Source organism: Maribacter chungangensis (genome assembly GCF_042676845.1).
GTDB lineage: Bacteria > Bacteroidota > Bacteroidia > Flavobacteriales > Flavobacteriaceae > Maribacter > Maribacter chungangensis.
On the sequence record NZ_JBHTHY010000005.1, the window covers coordinates 70,775 to 89,439 of the forward strand.

Below are 18,665 nucleotides of genomic sequence, written 5' to 3' on the forward strand. Positions count from 1 at the left end.
AGCCGTCCAGGGAAAGACGGCTTTTACGATCAACTGAAATAATTTAACACTAAGAATTACTACTTACTTAGATACATCTTACGTCTGGCATATAAGTTATAGAAATCATCATCTTTTAGACTATCTATAAAGAGGATGCTTTCTCCGGTACTCTTCATCTCCGGTCCTAAGTTCTTGTTTACATTAGGGAACTTATTAAAGGAAAAGACAGGCTGTTTTATGGCATACCCCTCTAAACGCGGCTTAAAGTCAAAATCCTTCACTTTCTTTTCTCCGAGCATTACCTTGGTAGCGTAGTTTACGTAAGGCTCTTTATAGGCTTTCGCAATAAACGGAACTGTACGGGACGCTCTTGGATTCGCTTCTATAATGTACACCATATCGTCCTTGATGGCAAACTGAATATTAATAAGTCCGACAGTATTGAGCGCCAAGGCGATCTTTTTGGTATGGTCCTTTATCTGTTGCATCACAAACTCACCCAAATTAAAAGGTGGTAGGGTAGCATTGGAGTCTCCGGAGTGAATGCCGCAGGGCTCTATATGCTCCATAATACCTATAATATACACATCCTTACCATCACAAATAGCATCTGCCTCCGCTTCAATGGCTCCGTCTAAGTAATGGTCCAAAAGTAGCTTGTTATTCGGTATTTTATGAAGTAAGTCTACCACATGTTGTTCAAGCTCTTCTTTGTTGATCACAATTTTCATTCCTTGTCCGCCAAGCACGTACGAAGGTCTGACCAAGAGCGGAAAATCGAGCCTATCTGCAAGAACCAGTGCTTCGTCCGCAGTTTCGGCTACACCAAATTCCGGGAAAGGAATATTGTTTTCCTGCAATAGTTTGGAGAAACTACCACGATCTTCGGCCAAATCCAAGGATTCAAAACTGGTACCTATAATTTTAATCCCATACTTGGAAAGTTTCTCTGCCAACTTAAGCGCCGTTTGTCCTCCTAATTGAACAATAACGCCTTCCGGCTTTTCGTGCCGGATAATGTCGTAGATATGTTCCCAAAATACCGGTTCAAAATAAAGTTTGTCCGCCGTATCAAAATCGGTAGAAACCGTCTCTGGGTTACAATTGATCATGATTGTTTCATAGCCGCATTCGGCAGCGGCCAAAACACCATGCACACAGCAATAATCGAACTCTATCCCCTGCCCTATTCTATTAGGGCCAGAACCGAGTACGACAATTTTTTTCTTATCGGTAACGATACTGTCGTTCTGCACGTAACGGGTGCCATCGGGCTTCTCTATCTCGGCCTCGAACGTAGAATAATAATAAGGTGTCATTGCCTTAAATTCCGCAGCACAGGTATCTACCAATTTATAGACCCTGTTCACATTAAGCTCTGTTCGTTTGTTATAAACCTCGCTCTCATAGCAGTCCAACATGTGGGCGATTTGCCTATCGGCGAACCCTTTTTGCTTGGCCTCCAACAACAATTCCTTAGTGAGTGTAGCTATCGTATATTTAGAAATCTCCTTTTCCAATTGGTACAGTTCTTCATATTGTCTGAGGAACCACATGTCTATTTTAGTAATTTCATGTATTCTGCTCAATGGAATTCCCATTTGTATGGCATCGTATATAACAAACACCCTATCCCAGCTAGGAATGGTGAGCTTACTTATAATCTGGTCATAATCTTTATAACCTTTACCGTCGGCACCTAGTCCATTTCTTTTTATCTCCAAAGACTGTGTGGCTTTGTGAAGCGCCTCTTGGAAGGAACGGCCAATTCCCATAACTTCTCCAACGGATTTCATTTGCAGACCCAAGGTTCTATCCGAACCTTCAAACTTATCAAAATTCCAACGCGGTATTTTTACGATTACATAATCCAATGTTGGTTCAAATAAGGCCGATGTAGACTTTGTAATCTGATTATCCAGTTCGTCCAAAGAATATCCGATAGCCAACTTCGTAGCTATTTTTGCAATAGGGTATCCAGTAGCTTTGGAAGCGAGGGCAGATGATCGTGATACTCTTGGATTTATTTCAATAGCGATGATGTCTTCCGCTTCATCAGGACTTACAGCAAATTGCACGTTACAGCCCCCTTCAAAATCACCGATACTGCGCATCATGTGGATTGCCATATCCCGCATTTTTTGATAGGTTTTATCGGATAGGGTCATTGCCGGTGCAACAGTAATGGAATCTCCTGTATGTATTCCCATGGGATCCATATTTTCAATAGCGCAGATAATGACTACATTATCGTTTTTATCCCGTAAGAGTTCCAATTCATACTCTTTCCAACCCATTAGGGCTTTATCGATCATTACCTCGTGTATTGGCGAAATTTCCAATCCATAACTTAGAAGTTCGTCAAAATCCTCGGGTTTATATACAATTGCAGCTCCTGCCCCTCCAAGGGTGTAAGATGCTCTGATCACCAAAGGAAACCCGAATTTTTGGGCTATTTCCTTCCCTTTTAAGAAAGATGTAGCGGTGGCCTGGGGCGCCATCCCAACCCCAATCTTCAACATTAGTTCCCTAAACTGCTCACGATCTTCAGTAACATTTATGGCATCGATATCCACACCGATCAATTCCACACCAAAGTCTTCCCAAATTCCCTTCTTATCCGCTTCTATACAAAGGTTCAAAGCTGTTTGTCCCCCCATAGTGGGTAAAACCGCATCGATTTGTGGGTGTTCTTTTAAAATTTCGATAATAGACTTGGTTGTCAATGGTTTCAAGTAAACATGATCTGCCATGGAAGGGTCGGTCATAATTGTGGCAGGGTTACTATTTATCAAAATAGTCTCGATACCATCTTCACTCAAAGAACGTAAAGACTGGGATCCGGCATAGTCGAATTCACAGGCTTGGCCAATAATGATAGGGCCGGAACCAATAATTAAAATGGAGTTTAAATCTTTTCTTTTCGGCATGTTCTAGATTGCTTTTGAATATATTAAATTGCTAAAAGGTATTCCTTTTAGTCCGATAAGGGCAAAAAAAAGGTGCTACTTTAAAAAAAGTAACACCTTAGATATTTTTAAAAAAATAAAATCATTTATTTCTTATGTCTTGGCTCTGACGAAACAGTTAATTTCTTTCTTCCTTTAGCTCTTCTTCTAGCTATAACTTTTCTTCCGTTAACGGAAGCCATACGCTCTCTGAACCCATGTTTATTCTTTCTCTTCCTCTTAGAGGGCTGATATGTTCTTTTTTGTCCGGGCATGTCTTAAAACCTTTTCTAATGTTTGATATTTTACAGAACTACCTGTAAACTGGGCGCAAATATACAAAGACTTTTTTCTTTGACAAGCCTTATCAAAAAAATATTTATAGAATTCTTTACAGTCCAAAACCTAGGTTTTACCTAATTTTGCAACACTGAAATTTTACCGAAACAAAACCTATGGATTTGTAAAATTTTTTGACCTATACCTAATTAAACCGTACCAAAGAATACAACAGATGTTCAACAAAAATATTAAGCTCGTCATAGCAGGACTAATTATTGCCTATGCTATTTATCAATTCATAGAAGGAGAAATAGGAAATGGTATCTTCTTACTGCTGTTATCTTCCATTTTTATATTTTTATATTATAGAAATGAAATTATTCTATTGGCATTTTTACGAATGCGAAAACAAGATTTACCAGGTACCGAGAATTGGTTGAAAAAAATCAAAAATCCAGAAGGTGCCCTAACGACAAAGCAACAAGGATACTACAACTATCTTCACGGTATTATTTTTTCTCAAACCAATCTTACACAAGCCGAAAAATACTTTAAGAAAGCTCTTAAACTTGGTTTAACCATGGATTATGATGTGGCTATGGCAAAACTTAGTTTAGCCGGCATTGCTATGCAGAAAAGACGTAAAAGGGAAGCTACCACGTTACTTAAAGAAGCTAAAAAAATGGACAAGAACAACATGCTTACGGAGCAGATCCGTATGATGCAGCAGCAAATGAAAAAGATTTAGGCGATCATATTTGCTGTGGCGCACTGTACCCACTTTACATCAGTAACGCAAAATCCCAAATTCCGAATTTGTTTCATTCTGAATTTGGGATGTTGTTTTTTAGTAAACTTACCAACCTATCTGCACAAAGAACTTCCTTATTTAGATTCTTTATAATATCCTTTATTCGGAATTTCTATAGTGTACTTCTTTCGAGAGTTATTGTTCAAATGCGGCTCGCGCAGCCAAGGGTTATGCCTTTTTAAAATTTTATAGTTGATTTCATACTTCTTGGAAAAATCCGTAAAACTACTTATGGGTTCGTCTACTTCTACTTGGAAAGTGGGTACCGCAGCATACAGATCGTCTTTATCCAAATGAAAACCATATTTTTCCGGATGGGAAAGTATTTCCTTAATGGCCATAATCCTAAAAACATATCGGCCTGTTTCTTCGACCAAAAGCAAATCATAATAATCATCTACCTCTTGCGTTCTCATATACCTGTTAATTCCACCAGGGCCGGCGTTATAAGCCGCAGCGGTGAGGGTCCAACTGCCATATTTTTTCTTCCACTTGTTCAAATAATCGCAAGCTACCTGTGTAGACTTCTCCAAATGATATCGCTCATCTACGTTGGAATTCACCTCTAAACCGTATTCTCTTCCTGTTTCGCGCATAATCTGCCAGAAACCCGTAGCACCGGCAGGAGAAACCACATTCATCAATCCACTTTCGGCTACTGCCAAGTATTTAAAATCATCGGGAATACCATTTTTTGCAAGAATAGGTTCGATCACCGGAAAAAATTTGTTAGCTCTTTTCATGAGCAACAGTGCATTCGACTGCCAGTAAGTATTGACCAAAAACTCCCGATCCACACGTTCCATAACTTCTGGATCTTCTTGAGGAACAGGTTCGCCGGCAAAATTCAAATCCTCTGGAATATCTATTGAAGAAATACGGTACGCACTCGATACATTTAGTTCAATGCTATCGTTCACTATAGCCTTTGTTGCTTTTTTATTGATACCATCGGAGTTTACGGCAAAGATCAAAGTGCCCACTACAAAGAGTACCCCAAGAAACATCAAAATATTTTTTAAAACTTTCATGATAATTAATTTAGTTACTACCAAAGGTATCAATAGAACTGTCTTATTCCAAAATAATTGTGGGCAGGTTCTCGTTAAACCATTTTGCCCTATGAATTATCATGGCATGGGTTCCTTTCTTAACCGTTATGCAGTCATTTATGTTCGTTATAGGAAAAACCGAGTCTTTTGCTCCTTGAATATGAATTAAACCTTTTGGGGGTATTACCTGCTGCCAATTTACCAATTCATGTATACACCAATCGATATAGCGCTTATCCCGAATCGATAAATACTTTTCGTACAACGCAAGTCTTTTTGTAACCGTTTCCCCAAAAGCATATTTTGTTAAAAGCTCCACATTGTTCACCAAACCGGTAGGAAGTAATTTATGGATATTTGTGTAGCGTGCAAAAAGCATCCTTTTGGGAAGCTCTTGTTTACTCTTTACACTAGATATTATGATTACTTTCCGAACAGGAATAATTTTCGCCATTTCCTGCACCACTACACCACCCAAGGAAACACCTATAAGAACAGGGTTTTTATGACTAATGAAGCTGCACATTTCTTTAGCATAAGCTTTCAGATTCATTTCTTTGGCCGGCAAGACCCAATCCAAAAAATGAGTTTCAAATTGGTCCTCTGGAAGTTTGATATGTTCAAAAATACTGCTATTGGCAGCCATTCCAGGCATAAAGTAGACATGAATTTTAGTTGAAGGCATAACTATGAAACGATATAAAAACTAGGAAATTAGCTATTTTTTTAGTACTTTTACTTTTCTGTTAGTTTTAAAATATACAATTCTAAATTTTACATATTTCAGTTTTATTTATTTTGAAGAATTACGATTCGAGAACATCGTAATTTTTTTGTCTTGAACCAATACTAAAATCAACTATATGAACGATGTATTAATTAAGGATAATACCTTCCTGCGCCAATTTGAAACAAGTTTGGACGGTCACTTGGCAAAAATTGAATATTCCTCTCAGGAACGAAAGGTGTTTTTAACCAAAATTGTGGTACCTGAAGAAATTACAAAACAAGGATTTAACGAAAGCTTTATAAAGGCGGTGCTCCATCATCTGCAAGAAAAGAATTTAAGGGTGGTGCCAACGAGTCCTCAAATAGCTGGCTTCCTTCGCCGTAACAGACAGTACAAAGAAATGTTGCCGGTAGGCATAAGAATCTAACAAAAAAACCTCTCTATCGAGAGGTTTTTTTTATTGCTTTAAAACCGCAGCCTTCGAAACATTGGCAAACTTCATCGTTACCAAGCCATCGTCAGCTATATCGGTCAGGGTAACGTTATGTATGGTATTGACCAAAGCCGGATTCCATGGTGTCTTTACCTTTACATAATTTTCCGTAAAACCTTGTATATAACCCTCCTTATTCTCTCCTTCAAAAAGCACACTAAGGGTTTCCCCGATCTGACTTTCATAGAAAGCCCTTCGTTTTTTAACAGATAGGCCCCTAAGCATTTTACTTCGTTTGTTACGAATTGCCTTAGGAACTATACCATCCATGTTAGCGGCCTCCGTATTGTCCCGTTCAGAGTAGGTAAATACATGCAAGTAAGATATATCGAGTTCATTAAGGAAATGGTAGGTTTCCAAAAAATGTTCCTCTGTCTCCCCCGGAAACCCCACAATAACATCCACGCCTATACAGCAATTGGGCATCACAGCTTTTATTCTGGCAACACGCTCGGTGTACAGTGCGGTCATATACCTTCTTTTCATTAACCTTAGAAGTGTATCGCTTCCGCTTTGTAAGGGAATGTGGAAATGTGGCACGAAAGAATTACTATTTGCCACAAAGTCTATGGTTTCGTTCTTTAAAAGATTAGGTTCTATGGAAGATATGCGCAGCCTATGAATACCATCTACCGTATCCAAGGCCTTGATCAAGTCCAAAAAAGTATGCTTGTGCTTTTTATTGCCAAATTCACCCTTTCCGTAGTCTCCAATGTTAACCCCTGTAAGCACTATTTCCTTTATACCTTGTGCTGAGATTTCCGCTGCATTTTCCAATACGTTAGCCAGCGCATCACTTCTAGAGATACCCCTGGCCAAAGGTATGGTGCAATAGGTGCATTTATAGTCACAACCGTCCTGTACTTTAAGAAAAGCCCTGGTCCTATCTCCAATGGCGTAGCTGCCTACGTAAAAATCGGCCTGTTCTATTTCGCAGGAATGTACCTCGCCAAAATCATTTTTGGACAGGTCGTTGATATAATCCCTGATCTTAAACTTTTCTGTAGCGCCCAACACCAGATCCACGCCATCTACATTTGCTAATTCTTCCGGTTTTAATTGCGCATAACATCCTACTGCTGCAATAAAAGCATTGGGATTCCCTTTTTGTGCCTGCTTTACGACCGTTTTAAATTTCTTATCGGCATTATCGGTAACCGAACAGGTGTTTATTACATACATATCTGCGGATTCCGAAAAATCTACACGATCAAAACCTTCATCAACAAAGCCTCTGGCTATAGTAGAAGTTTCGGAAAAATTGAGCTTACAGCCCAAGGTATAAAATGCTACTTTCTTTTTCATGAGGTTATACGCGCTAACTGCAAAGATAAGGTTTCAAGGGCTCAAAGTTCAAGCTCAGGTTCAAGGGTTGTGGGTTAAAACAACAAGACAATTGTTAAAATGATTGTTTTGCCGAAAATAGGATATAGTCCATCCAATATCTAAAAATACCAATGTATTTTCGACCTTTGAGTCGACTCGAAGACCTTTGTATTATCAATATGGACCCAATCGCAACAACCGATCCAACCAAAACCAACACTTTTCACTACTTACTTTTTCACTTACACCGATTCACCATTTAATTTTTACCTACAGCCCGCCACTTTATTACGTAATACTTCTCACTCGTTACTATTCACTCATCACCTTGTACGCCTGTCTTCACTTCCCACCCAAAGATAAGCCGCCTACTAAAAACCAACAACTACTCCTGTTAATAGTTTCGCCACTTTTTGGTCAACTCAAATACATGGTTTAAGATATCTGCCTCTATTTGGTTAAAGACAACCCCTCTTCTGGCCATCATTACTTCGGCCGCTTCAAATGCTTTCTTAGGTAAATACGCAGAAAAGCCTGAAGCTCCTCCCCAACTAAAACTAGGCACAAAATTTCTAGGAAAACCTGGCACGTAAATATTAGAATTTACACCAATAACCGTTCCTGTATTAAACATGGTATTTATAGCGGATTTGCTGTGGTCTCCCATCATGAGACCGCAAAACTGAAGCCCAGTTTGTTCGAATTTTTCGGTAGCGTAATTCCATATACGTACCTTGGCATAATTATTTTTCAGGTTGGAATTGTTGGAGTCCGCCCCAATATTACACCACTCTCCCAAGACCGCATTTCCTAGATATCCCTCATGCCCTTTGCTGGAATACCCAAAAATAACCGCATTACTCACTTCCCCGCAAACCTTTGAATGCGGACCGATAGTATTGGCACCATACAATTTCGCGCCCATTTTAACGACCGCATTATGGCACAATGCTAATCCGCCCCTTATGAGGGCTCCCTCCCAAACCTCTGCATTTTTGCCCAGATATATGGGGCCGTCCGTTGCATTAAGCATACAATATTCTGCCTTGGCACCTTCTTCCAAAAAGATACGTTCTGGGCAGATAAGTTTATTGGTGCCGGATATAGGCTGACTTTTCCTACCTTTTGTTAGAAAAGCAAAATCGGCCTCTAAAGCCTCGGCGTTCTTAGAAAAAATATCCCAGGTAAATTTAATTTGAAGAGGCTCGTGCTCCAAAACCCTGTGCCGAAAAACAGAAAAATCTTTCGCGTCTTGTATACGATCCGATCGGTAGGCCACCAACCTACCATCATAGGTAAGCGCCTGTCCCTTATCCAAGGCATGTATGGCATCCAAAAGCTTTACATCGGGCAAAAAGGACCCATTGATACAAATATTATCGGCTTCCAAAACCAACGGGAACTTAACGGAAAGATAGTCTTCGGTGGCAAAGGAAACCTTGGTTTTTAAATAAGCTTCCCATTTTTCCCTGATATTGAGTATGCCCAACCGTATTTCACCTACTGGCCTTGTAAAGGTAAAGGGTAAGAAATTTTCCCTTTCCGGACCATCAAAAAGAACATAATTCATAAAATTTTGAATTTTGGCAAAATTACGTAAAACCAGTTTAGCTCAATATTTTTTAAGCCAACACGGTCAAATTTTGGCTATAATGAGAAAACGCCCTCGAAACCAATGTCCGAGGGCGCTTTTTATATTAGGAAGGGATATATTTATTTCTCTTCTTCTTTAACTTCTTCAGTTGCCTCAGCGGCAGGCTTGGCAAACTTCTTGTACTTGTTCTTAAACTTATCTATGCGTCCTGCCGTATCCAAGAATTTCGCTTTTCCTGTATAGAAAGGATGTGAAGTCCTAGAAATTTCCAATTTTACTAAAGGATACTCAACACCGTCTACTTCGAGTGTTTCTTTGGTATCCGCTGTAGATTTTGTTAAAAACACTTCCTCGTTGGACATGTCCTTGAACGCAACTAATCTATAATTTTCTGGGTGTATTCCCTTTTTCATGATAATAAAATTTGACACCCCCATTCCGACGGGAGCTTATTTTAAGTTTGCAAATTTAGGTATTTTAAATAAAATGACAATTTATTATCCTAAAAATAAAATGAAAATAATTTGTAACTTCCCCTGTAACATTTAAGGTAGCCTTGCTACTTATAAAACAATCAACCTTTAAAACACTAAAAATGGAAGAAACTCAACCAAAAACTGGAAAATTTGCACTCACTTACGGACTTATCTTGGGAGGAATCAATTTGATTTTTATCATTATGCTTTTTTCATTGGACATGCACTATCAAAACGAGTGGCCTACTATGGTCATTGGTCTTGTGTTGATGATTACAATGATTGTTATTGGCATGATGCAGTTTAAAAAAGCTAATAAGGGGTTTATGTCATTTTCCCAAGCACTTAAAGTAGGTGTAGGGATTTGTCTTATTTCTGGAGTCATCGGTGTCATCGTATCGCAAGTTATGACCAATTTCATTGATCCCGATATGATCGCAAAAGCTACCGAGTTTCAAAGAAATAAGATGCTGGAAGGAACAGCTTTAACTCCAGAACAAATAGATGCTCAAATTGAAATGGGCAAAAAATTCCAGACCCCGTTAATGCAGGTAGTATTTGGACTGTTGATAAATATTGTACTGGGGTTTGTTTTCTCCCTTATACCCGCCTTAGTGCTAAAAAAACAGGAAGTTCTAGAGTAAGTTTGTATTTTTGAAGGGAATTTTTGAGACCGCTCATGCAACTATCCATTGTTATTCCCTTACTTAACGAAGAAGAATCGCTAAAAGAGCTACATGCTTGGATTACATCTGTGATGCGATCCAAGCATTTTTCGTATGAAATTTTGTTCGTTGATGATGGGAGTACGGATAATTCCTGGAAACTCATAACTAAGCTTTCAAAAGAGGATACCAATGTAAAAGGAATCCGGTTCCAACGTAATTTTGGCAAATCACAAGCGTTGCACGCAGGCTTTAAGGCGGCTAATGGTGATGTAATCATTACCATGGACGCGGATTTACAAGATAACCCAGAAGAAATACCAGAATTATATGATCTAATTCATACCGAAGGATTTGACCTTATTTCCGGCTGGAAGAAAAAACGGTACGACTCCATTCTTTTTAAAAATCTACCTTCCAAACTTTTTAATTGGGCGGCACGTAAAACAAGTGGCGTAAAACTACACGATTTTAATTGTGGGTTAAAAGCTTATGGTCGGTCGGTCATTAAAACCATAGAAGTTTCCGGAGAAATGCATAGGTATATTCCTGTACTAGCCAAAAATGCAGGATTTTCCAACATCGGGGAAAAAGTGGTCCAGCATCAATCCAGAAAATATGGCAAAACAAAATTTGGCATGGAGCGTTTCATTAATGGGTTTTTAGATCTGATCACCATTTGGTTCGTCTCTAAATTTGGTAAAAGACCAATGCACCTTTTCGGCGCTCTGGGTGTTTTGATGTTTATCATCGGTTTTAGTTTTGCAATTTACCTAGGAATCGACAAGCTGTTCCTAAATCCTTTTGGAAGATTAATAACGAACAGACCACAATTTTATATTGCTTTAACCTCTATGGTCATAGGTACACAACTATTTCTTGCAGGATTTTTGGGCGAAATAATGATTCGTTCTAAAAAAGCGGAAAAGAGGTACGTTATTTCCGACAAGATTGCACTATAAAACGTTTTAACAACTATTATTTCTTTGTAGATTTAAACTATAAACAAAACATACCTATTAATGGATAACTTCCTAGATACCGCCAAAAGCTGGATGACCGATTTTTTTGATCCTGCCGTAAAGAAAGAAATTCAACACCTAATGGATACGGACACCGAAGAACTGAAAGACCGTTTTTACAAGCAGATGGAATTCGGTACCGGTGGCATGAGGGGCATCATGGGCGTTGGAACGAATAGAATCAACAAATATACGCTTGGAAAAAGTACACAGGGACTTAGTAATTACCTAAACAAGGTGTACAAAGACGAAGAAATAAAGGTGGTTATCGCCTTTGATTGTCGCCACAACAGTAATACCCTTGCAAGAATAGTTGCAGAAGTATTTTCGGCCAATGGAATTAAGGTATTCCTGTTTTCCGACCTGCGAACTACACCAGAACTATCCTTTGCGGTAAGGCATCTGAATTGCCATGCGGGTATCGTACTTACAGCATCACACAATCCACCAGAATATAATGGCTACAAAGTCTACTGGACGGACGGCGGACAAATTGTACCCCCACAGGATGCCGAAATTATTGCGGAAATCAATGCCTTGCCTTTTGAAGATGTAAAGTTTAAAGCAAACGAGGACTTAATCGAAGTGACCGACAAAGAAGTGGACGAAGCATTTATCCAAGCTTCCGTGGCCAATGGGAACTTTAATGCTCGTGGCAAGGACGATTTTAAAATCGTATTTACCTCGCTTCATGGCACTTCTATAACTGCCATTCCAGAAGTTTTAAAACGTGCGGGATATACTAATGTTACCGTTATAGCCGAACAGGCAGAGCCGGATGGAAATTTCCCTACCGTAAAATCCCCCAATCCGGAAGAACCCGAAGCTTTATCCATGGCGATTAAAAAAGCGGAAGAAATTGGGGCGGATATGGTCGTAGGAACAGACCCCGACAGTGACCGATTAGGAATTGCGGTCAGAAACTTGGAGGGGAAGATGGAAATCGTAAACGGCAACCAAGCGATGGTCTTAATGACGAAATTCTTGTTGGAGAAAAGAAAGCAACAAGGATTTAAAGGCAATGAGTTCATAGCTACCACAATTGTTTCTACGCCAATGATGGAGGCCATGGCCAAAACATACGGTGTGGAGTTCAAAACAGCCCTAACAGGATTCAAATGGATCGGTAAAATGATCAAAGATTTCCCGAATTCGGATTTTATAGGCGGTGGCGAAGAGAGCTTTGGCTATATGGTAGGCGATTTTGTCCGAGATAAGGATGCGGTGACCTCTACCCTACTCGCCTGTGAAATAGCATCCGAGGCAAAGGCAAACGGGAGTTCCTTTTACAAGGATCTGATCGATTGCTACGTGGATTACGGGTTTTACAAGGAGCATCTCGTAGCCATCACTAAAAAAGGAATTAGCGGTGCCGAGGAAATCAAGGAAATGTTGAAGGATTTCAAGGAAAATCCAGTGGCATCCGTTGCGGGTTCTAAGGTAAAATGGGTAGAGGACTATAACACTTCCACTGCCAAAAATGTGCTAACGGGAGAAGAAAAAGCCATAGACATCCCTAAGTCCAACGTCTTGATCTATGAAACGGAAGATGGCACCCGAGTTGCGGCCAGACCAAGTGGAACAGAACCTAAGGTGAAATTTTATATCAGCACGAATACGACACTGGACAATGCTACTGATTATAAAAAGGTTGCGGTAGAATTAGATAAGAAAATACAGCGTATCCTTAGTGAGCTTAAACTAGGTTAATGGATTATTTTAAAAAGATTCTTCGTTTTGCGAAGCCTTACCGTAAATACGGCTACCTAAATATTTTCTTTAATGTACTGTACGCCCTGTTCAGTGCGTTGGCATTCGCCGCATTGATTCCTACCTTGGATGTTATCTTTTATCCTGAGAAAAAGGTGACAAACAAACCTGTATACGAAAGCTTGGGCAAGGCAAAAGAATATATCTTAGAGTACGTAAACTATAGCGTTACGCAATACTCGGATGGTGACCAGATGAAGGGACTTATCATGGTAATCAGCCTAGTGCTCATCTTATTTTTACTCAAAAATCTTTTTAATTACCTGGCCATGTATTTCATTACTTTTTTGCGTAACGGGGTTTTGCAGGATGTTAGAAATGCGATGTATCAAAAAATTACGGATTTACCCATTTCCTACTTTTCCGAAAAACGAAAAGGGGATGTAATCGCAAGGGTAACTTCAGATGTTTTAGAAATTCAGCACTCCTTTTTATCCATCTTGGAACTTATTATCAGAGAACCTTTGACCATGTTGTTCACCTTGTTGATCATGTTCGGCATCAGTCCAAAACTCACTTTGTTCGTGTTTGTTTTTATTCCAATTTCAGGACTTATAATTTCCAAAATCGGAAAATCCCTTAAAAAGAAGTCGGACCGGGTTCAGAAAGAACAAGGGGAATTCCTATCCATAGTCGAAGAAACCTTAGGCGGACTTAGGGTAATCAAGGCATTCAATGCCGAAAACCGATTTATTATAAATTTTAAGAAAAGTACAAATCGTTTTTTTAAATTCTCCAATTCGCTTTTAAACAGACAAAATCTAGCATCGCCTACAGGTGAGTTCTTAGGTATTCTTGTAATTGGTGTGTTATTATGGTACGGAGGCCAACTTGTAATAGTAGAAAAAAGTTTGGATGCTGCATCATTTATAGGCTACATTGCTTTGGCATACAACTTTTTAACGCCTGCCAAAGCCATTAGCAAGGCGTCTTATGGCGTACAAAAAGGAAACGCAGCGGCAGAACGTGTTTTGGAAATCCTAGAAACCGAAAACCCCATTGCAGAAAAAGAAAATCCTATTGAAAAATCGGTCTTCGAAAATAACATCGTTTTAGAAAATATTTCCTTTAAGTACGAGGATGAGTATGTTTTAAAAGATTTCAGTTTAAATGTACCCAAAGGTGGTACGGTTGCGCTAGTAGGGCAATCCGGTAGTGGTAAAAGTACCATAGCTAACCTAGTTACCCGTTTTTACGACGTAAACCAGGGAGACATTAAGATTGACGGCATCAATATAAAAGAGCTTTCTAAAAAATCCTTGCGTGGCATGTTAGGGCTAGTGACCCAAGATTCCATCTTATTCAATGATACGGTAGGCAACAATATTGGACTTGGAAAAGAGGGGGCTACGTCAGATGAGATTATAGAGGCTGCCAAAATTGCCAACGCGCATGACTTTATCATGGAGCTGCCAAAGGGCTATGACACCAATATTGGCGATAGCGGAAACAAGTTAAGTGGGGGTCAAAAACAGCGGCTCTCCATTGCACGTGCAGTCCTTAAAAATCCCCCGATCATGATTTTGGACGAGGCTACCTCGGCACTGGATACCGAAAGTGAACGATTGGTGCAAGATGCCTTAGAGAAAATGATGCAGAACAGAACTTCTATTGTCATTGCGCATCGTTTATCTACAATTCAAAACGCGGATAACATCGTGGTATTACAAAAAGGAGAAATCGTAGAACAAGGTTCTCATAACGAACTTTTGTCCAAAAACGGCACCTATAAAAAGTTGGTAACCATGCAGTCGTTGAGTTAAAAACTCAACACGTGGCCAGCAGTTTTCATTTCCTAACTACATTCTTATTAACGGCATTCCGATTAATTCTTTTATATACAGTTAAACCTTTTTGTACATTACAAGTCAAAGTGTATAAAGAAGGGTTATTTGATTTCCGAAAATGAACTAGTACTAGAGTTAAAGACGAAGGATTTGCGGTCCAAGGCATTCGAAGTGCTTATTAATACGTACAAAGAGCGACTATATTGGCATATTCGTGGAATTGTACTGAATCATGATGATGCGGACGATGTCTTACAAAATACCTTTATAAAGGTCTATCGGAATATCGATGGATTTAAGGGCGATAGCAAACTATATTCTTGGATGTATAGAATTGCCACTAACGAATCCCTGACATTTCTGAAACAAAAGTCTAGAAAATTAGGCGTGAGCGATGTAGAATATCAAGAGCGATTGGTAGAAAAATTGCAGGCCGATGTTCATTTTGACGGCGATGAAATTCAATTAAAACTACAAAAAGCGATTGCCATTTTGCCCGAAAAACAAAAACTGGTTTTCAATATGAAGTATTTTCAAGAATTGAAATACCAGGAAATTTCTACTATTTTGGAAACTTCCGTAGGAGGTCTAAAAGCTTCGTACCACCTTGCAGTTAAAAAAATCGAAGCTTATTTAAAAGAACATTAAACCATTTAAGCTTGTAGAGGTCAAACCATAGAGATGAAAATACCTAAGAAACATAATCCATTTAGTATTCCGGACCGTTATTTTGAGGAGTTCTCGCAACACTTAAAACATAGGATAAAAGAAGAACAGCCAAATATTCCTAAAGATGCCGGTTTTAAAACACCTAAAGATTATTTTGACACACTGCCTACTCTAATTTCCGATACACTTAATACGAATGAAACAAAAATAAAACAGTTAAAGCCTAATAAATGGTACTATATGGCAGCAGCTTCCGTGGCTGTACTAGCACTAACAATCTCGGGCCTATACTGGACCAATTCGAAAGAAGTTTCGTGGAACGATATAGTAAATACCGACATCGAAACCTATTTTGATACTAACGGCTTGGCCTTAACATCCTATGAAATTTCGGAGGTAATTCCTCTGAACGATTTAAACGCGGCAGATTTTCTGGAAACGGAACTCCAAGAAGCATACATTCTAGACTACCTCAGTGAGGAAACCAATGATTTTGAAACATTAAATTTAGATGAAAATGAATAAAATTTTAGTGATACTCTTCTTACTGTTTACCACTGTAAGCTTTGGACAAAGAGGAAACAGGGAAAAAATAAAATCCTTAAAAGTGGCCTTTATTACCGATAAACTGGAACTCACCAGCAAGGAGGCCCAACAATTTTGGCCGGTTTACAACAAGTTTGAGGAAGAACGGGAACAATTGCGAAAAAAAGAGCGTACCGAAATACGAGAGAAAATAAATGATGTGCCTGCTTTATCAGATACTGAGGCCGAAAAGCTTTTAACGCAGTTTGTACAGTTAAAAGCCGCCGAAGAAAAACTGAATACCGCATACCTCAACGAAATAAATAAAGTACTTTCTACAAAAAAAACGCTGCTATTACTGAGTTCCGAGGAAGAGTTTAAAAGGCGATTACTAAGGCAGTACCGCCAGAATAGAGGCGGTAGGCACTAAATTGAACCATTCAAAAAAGCATTAATCCGTCGCTTTTTTAAATTAGTAGTTTAAACCAATTATCCTTTGCGTTTATTTCAACGAGCATTTTAGAAAAACATCAATATTTAAATGTAAATCTGAGAACACTACCGAATGAGCTTCTTATACTTAAGTCGTTTGGGCATAATATCCGCACCTAGTCGTTTTTTCCGGTTCTCCTCATAATCAGAGAAGGAACCTTCAAAGAAATATACTTGGGAATCACCTTCAAAGGCCAAGATATGGGTACATATCCTATCCAAAAACCACCTGTCGTGAGATATGACCACCGCACAACCTGCAAAATTCTCCAAACCTTCCTCCAGGGCACGTAAGGTGTTCACATCCAAATCGTTCGTAGGCTCATCCAAAAGCAAAACGTTACCTTCTTCTTTCAAGGTCATTGCCAAGTGCAAGCGGTTACGCTCTCCACCGGATAGCATACTTACCTTTTTGTTCTGCTCACTCCCGGAGAAATTAAACCGACTCAAATAAGCCCTGGAATTCACCTGACGGCCACCCATCATTACCAATTCTTGCTCATCGCTAAAATTCTGCCAAATTGTTTTTTCAGGGTCAATATTGGAATGACTTTGATCCACATAAGCGATCTTTGCTGTTTCTCCCACTATAAATTCCCCTTTATCCGGTTGTTCCTCGCCCATAATCATTCTAAAGATCGTGGTTTTACCCGCACCGTTAGGGCCAATGATACCCACAATTCCCGCTTGTGGCAGGGTAAAGTTCAAATCTTCATAAAGCAGTTTATCCCCGTAGGCCTTACTTACACCTTTGGCCTCGATCACATTGGTACCCAAGCGGGGACCGTTAGGAATGTAGATTTCCAGCTTTTCGTCCAACTGCTTTTGATCTTGACTCATTAACTTGTCATAGTTCTTTAAACGTGCCTTCTGCTTGGTCTGTCTTCCCTTGGCCCCTTGGCGCACCCATTCCAACTCGCGTTCCAAGGTTTTTTGTCTTTTAGAGGCCGATTTGCTCTCCTGCGCCAAACGTTTTGATTTCTGGTCTAGCCATGAAGAGTAGTTTCCTTTCCAAGGAATGCCTTCTCCCCTATCCAGTTCCAAGATCCATCCCGCAACATTGTCCAAGAAATACCTATCGTGCGTTACGGCGATTACCGTTCCTTTGTATTGCGCCAAATGGTGTTCCAGCCAATGTACCGACTCTGCATCCAGGTGGTTGGTAGGCTCATCCAACAGTAAGATTTCCGGTTCCTGTAACAATAATCTACACAGTGCTACTCTTCTGCGTTCCCCACCGGACAATACCCCAATTTTCTTATCGGGTTCCGGCGTACGCAGGGCATCCATCGCTATTTCCAGTTTCGTATCCAATTCCCATGCGTTGGATGCATCAATTTTGTCCTGTAATACCGCCTGCTTGTCCATCAGCTTCTGCATCTTATCCGCATCCTCATACACCTCGGGCAAACCGAACATGTCGTTAATCTTGTTATACTCGTCCAAGATGGCAACCGTCTCCGCTACACCCTCCTTAACGACCTCCAAGACGGTCTTCTCTTCATCCAATTGAGGCTCTTGCTCCAAGTACCCGACATTATATCCGGGGGAAAAAACAACATCGCCCTGAAAATTCTTGTCAACGCCGGCAATTATCTTTAACAAGGTAGATTTACCGGAACCGTTAAGTCCCAGTATACCAATTTTGGCACCATAGAAGAAACTCAGGTATATATTTTTAAGGACAGGTGTATTCGCTGTCTTGAATGTCTTTGTTACTCCTGACATGGAGAAAATGACCTTTTTATCGTCGGACATGATTGTTAGATGTTAGATGTTAGATGTTAGATGTTAGATGTTAGATGTTAGATGTTAGATGTTAGATGTTAGATGTTAGATGTTAGATGTTAGATGTTAGATGTTAGATGTTAGATGTTAGATGTTAGATGTTAGATGAAAATTAAAAAAAGCGATTGTAATCTAAGCTAAAACATCATTCGTTTTTGAACATAAATATGTTGAAAACAAATCAGTTGAAAAGAATGGTTTCAAGTTTTTATTTTCTGCTCGGCAAAGGCAGGTTTCAAATTTTTTATTGAAA

The 18,665-nt window shown here is 39.5% G+C and carries 17 protein-coding genes; 9 read left to right on the top strand and 8 right to left on the bottom strand.

The features are described 5' to 3' along the window. Nucleotides 1-59 precede the first annotated feature (59 nt). Both carB and rpmH read right to left on the bottom strand, forming a co-directional pair. Nucleotides 60-2,912 (bottom strand): carbamoyl-phosphate synthase large subunit, encoded by a 2,853-nt coding sequence (gene carB / locus ACFQZJ_RS07875; RefSeq protein WP_379933654.1) that lies wholly within the window; start codon nucleotides 2,910-2,912, stop codon nucleotides 60-62. A 125-nt stretch (nucleotides 2,913-3,037) separates the two neighbouring features. Next, on the bottom strand, nucleotides 3,038-3,205 hold the full coding sequence (gene rpmH, locus ACFQZJ_RS07880; protein WP_379933656.1) for a 50S ribosomal protein L34: 168 nt from the start codon (nucleotides 3,203-3,205) through the stop codon (nucleotides 3,038-3,040). 239 nt (nucleotides 3,206-3,444) lie between these two features. Between rpmH and ACFQZJ_RS07885 the strand changes: the two genes are divergently transcribed. Then, the gene (locus ACFQZJ_RS07885) at nucleotides 3,445-3,960 is read left to right on the top strand and encodes a DUF2892 domain-containing protein (RefSeq protein ID WP_379933658.1); all 516 of its coding nucleotides are present in this window, start codon (nucleotides 3,445-3,447) and stop codon (nucleotides 3,958-3,960) included. A 137-nt stretch (nucleotides 3,961-4,097) separates the two neighbouring features. Here the strand turns inward: ACFQZJ_RS07885 and ACFQZJ_RS07890 are convergent, their stop codons facing one another. Both ACFQZJ_RS07890 and ACFQZJ_RS07895 read right to left on the bottom strand, forming a co-directional pair. After that, a complete protein-coding gene (locus ACFQZJ_RS07890) occupies nucleotides 4,098-5,054 on the bottom strand; it encodes a lytic transglycosylase domain-containing protein (RefSeq protein ID WP_379933659.1) in 957 nt (318 codons plus the stop codon). Nucleotides 5,055-5,097: 43 nt separating this feature from the next. Beyond that, nucleotides 5,098-5,760, bottom strand: coding sequence for an alpha/beta fold hydrolase (locus ACFQZJ_RS07895; RefSeq protein WP_379933661.1), 663 nt, complete (start codon nucleotides 5,758-5,760; stop codon nucleotides 5,098-5,100). 178 nt (nucleotides 5,761-5,938) lie between these two features. Here ACFQZJ_RS07895 and ACFQZJ_RS07900 point away from each other — a divergent pair, with 178 nt between their 5' ends. After that, nucleotides 5,939-6,232 carry a GNAT family N-acetyltransferase gene (locus tag ACFQZJ_RS07900; protein ID WP_379933663.1) on the top strand — a complete coding sequence of 98 codons (294 nt, stop codon included), beginning with the start codon at nucleotides 5,939-5,941 and terminating at the stop codon, nucleotides 6,230-6,232. Between the two features lie 30 nt (nucleotides 6,233-6,262). Here the strand turns inward: ACFQZJ_RS07900 and mtaB are convergent, their stop codons facing one another. The 3 genes from mtaB to ACFQZJ_RS07915 all read right to left on the bottom strand — a co-directional run bounded on the left by mtaB (nucleotide 6,263) and on the right by ACFQZJ_RS07915 (nucleotide 9,631). Then, nucleotides 6,263-7,603, bottom strand: a complete 1,341-nt coding sequence (mtaB, locus tag ACFQZJ_RS07905) for a tRNA (N(6)-L-threonylcarbamoyladenosine(37)-C(2))-methylthiotransferase MtaB (RefSeq protein ID WP_379933665.1) — start codon at nucleotides 7,601-7,603, stop codon at nucleotides 6,263-6,265. Between the two features lie 415 nt (nucleotides 7,604-8,018). Further along, on the bottom strand, nucleotides 8,019-9,194 hold the full coding sequence (locus ACFQZJ_RS07910) for a GlmU family protein (protein WP_379933666.1): 1,176 nt from the start codon (nucleotides 9,192-9,194) through the stop codon (nucleotides 8,019-8,021). A 143-nt stretch (nucleotides 9,195-9,337) separates the two neighbouring features. After that, the gene (locus tag ACFQZJ_RS07915; RefSeq protein ID WP_379933668.1) at nucleotides 9,338-9,631 is read right to left on the bottom strand and encodes a type B 50S ribosomal protein L31; all 294 of its coding nucleotides are present in this window, start codon (nucleotides 9,629-9,631) and stop codon (nucleotides 9,338-9,340) included. A gap of 182 nt (nucleotides 9,632-9,813) precedes the next feature. Between ACFQZJ_RS07915 and ACFQZJ_RS07920 the strand changes: the two genes are divergently transcribed. The 7 genes from ACFQZJ_RS07920 (at nucleotide 9,814) to ACFQZJ_RS07950 (ending at nucleotide 16,562) form a co-directional block, all read left to right on the top strand. Then, the gene (locus ACFQZJ_RS07920) at nucleotides 9,814-10,338 is read left to right on the top strand and encodes a DUF4199 domain-containing protein (protein ID WP_379933670.1); all 525 of its coding nucleotides are present in this window, start codon (nucleotides 9,814-9,816) and stop codon (nucleotides 10,336-10,338) included. A gap of 35 nt (nucleotides 10,339-10,373) precedes the next feature. Continuing rightward, a complete protein-coding gene (locus tag ACFQZJ_RS07925) occupies nucleotides 10,374-11,321 on the top strand; it encodes a glycosyltransferase family 2 protein (protein ID WP_379933715.1) in 948 nt (315 codons plus the stop codon). A 60-nt stretch (nucleotides 11,322-11,381) separates the two neighbouring features. Next, nucleotides 11,382-13,091, top strand: a complete 1,710-nt coding sequence (locus tag ACFQZJ_RS07930; RefSeq protein WP_379933672.1) for a phospho-sugar mutase — start codon at nucleotides 11,382-11,384, stop codon at nucleotides 13,089-13,091. Continuing rightward, nucleotides 13,091-14,914 (top strand): ABC transporter ATP-binding protein, encoded by a 1,824-nt coding sequence (locus tag ACFQZJ_RS07935; RefSeq protein WP_379933674.1) that lies wholly within the window; start codon nucleotides 13,091-13,093, stop codon nucleotides 14,912-14,914. The genes ACFQZJ_RS07930 and ACFQZJ_RS07935 overlap by 1 nt, the downstream gene beginning before the upstream one ends. Nucleotides 14,915-15,043: 129 nt before the next feature. Next, the gene (locus ACFQZJ_RS07940; RefSeq protein WP_379933676.1) at nucleotides 15,044-15,586 is read left to right on the top strand and encodes an RNA polymerase sigma factor; all 543 of its coding nucleotides are present in this window, start codon (nucleotides 15,044-15,046) and stop codon (nucleotides 15,584-15,586) included. 33 nt (nucleotides 15,587-15,619) lie between these two features. Further along, nucleotides 15,620-16,132, top strand: coding sequence for a hypothetical protein (locus tag ACFQZJ_RS07945; protein ID WP_379933678.1), 513 nt, complete (start codon nucleotides 15,620-15,622; stop codon nucleotides 16,130-16,132). Further along, nucleotides 16,125-16,562 carry a Spy/CpxP family protein refolding chaperone gene (locus ACFQZJ_RS07950; RefSeq protein ID WP_379933680.1) on the top strand — a complete coding sequence of 146 codons (438 nt, stop codon included), beginning with the start codon at nucleotides 16,125-16,127 and terminating at the stop codon, nucleotides 16,560-16,562. Before ACFQZJ_RS07945 ends, ACFQZJ_RS07950 begins: the two co-directional genes overlap by 8 nt. Before the next feature lie 128 nt (nucleotides 16,563-16,690). On the opposite strand, the gene ettA is transcribed toward ACFQZJ_RS07950, so the two are convergent. Continuing rightward, nucleotides 16,691-18,382, bottom strand: a complete 1,692-nt coding sequence (ettA, locus tag ACFQZJ_RS07955; protein ID WP_379933682.1) for an energy-dependent translational throttle protein EttA — start codon at nucleotides 18,380-18,382, stop codon at nucleotides 16,691-16,693. Between the last annotated feature and the right edge of the window lie 283 nt (nucleotides 18,383-18,665).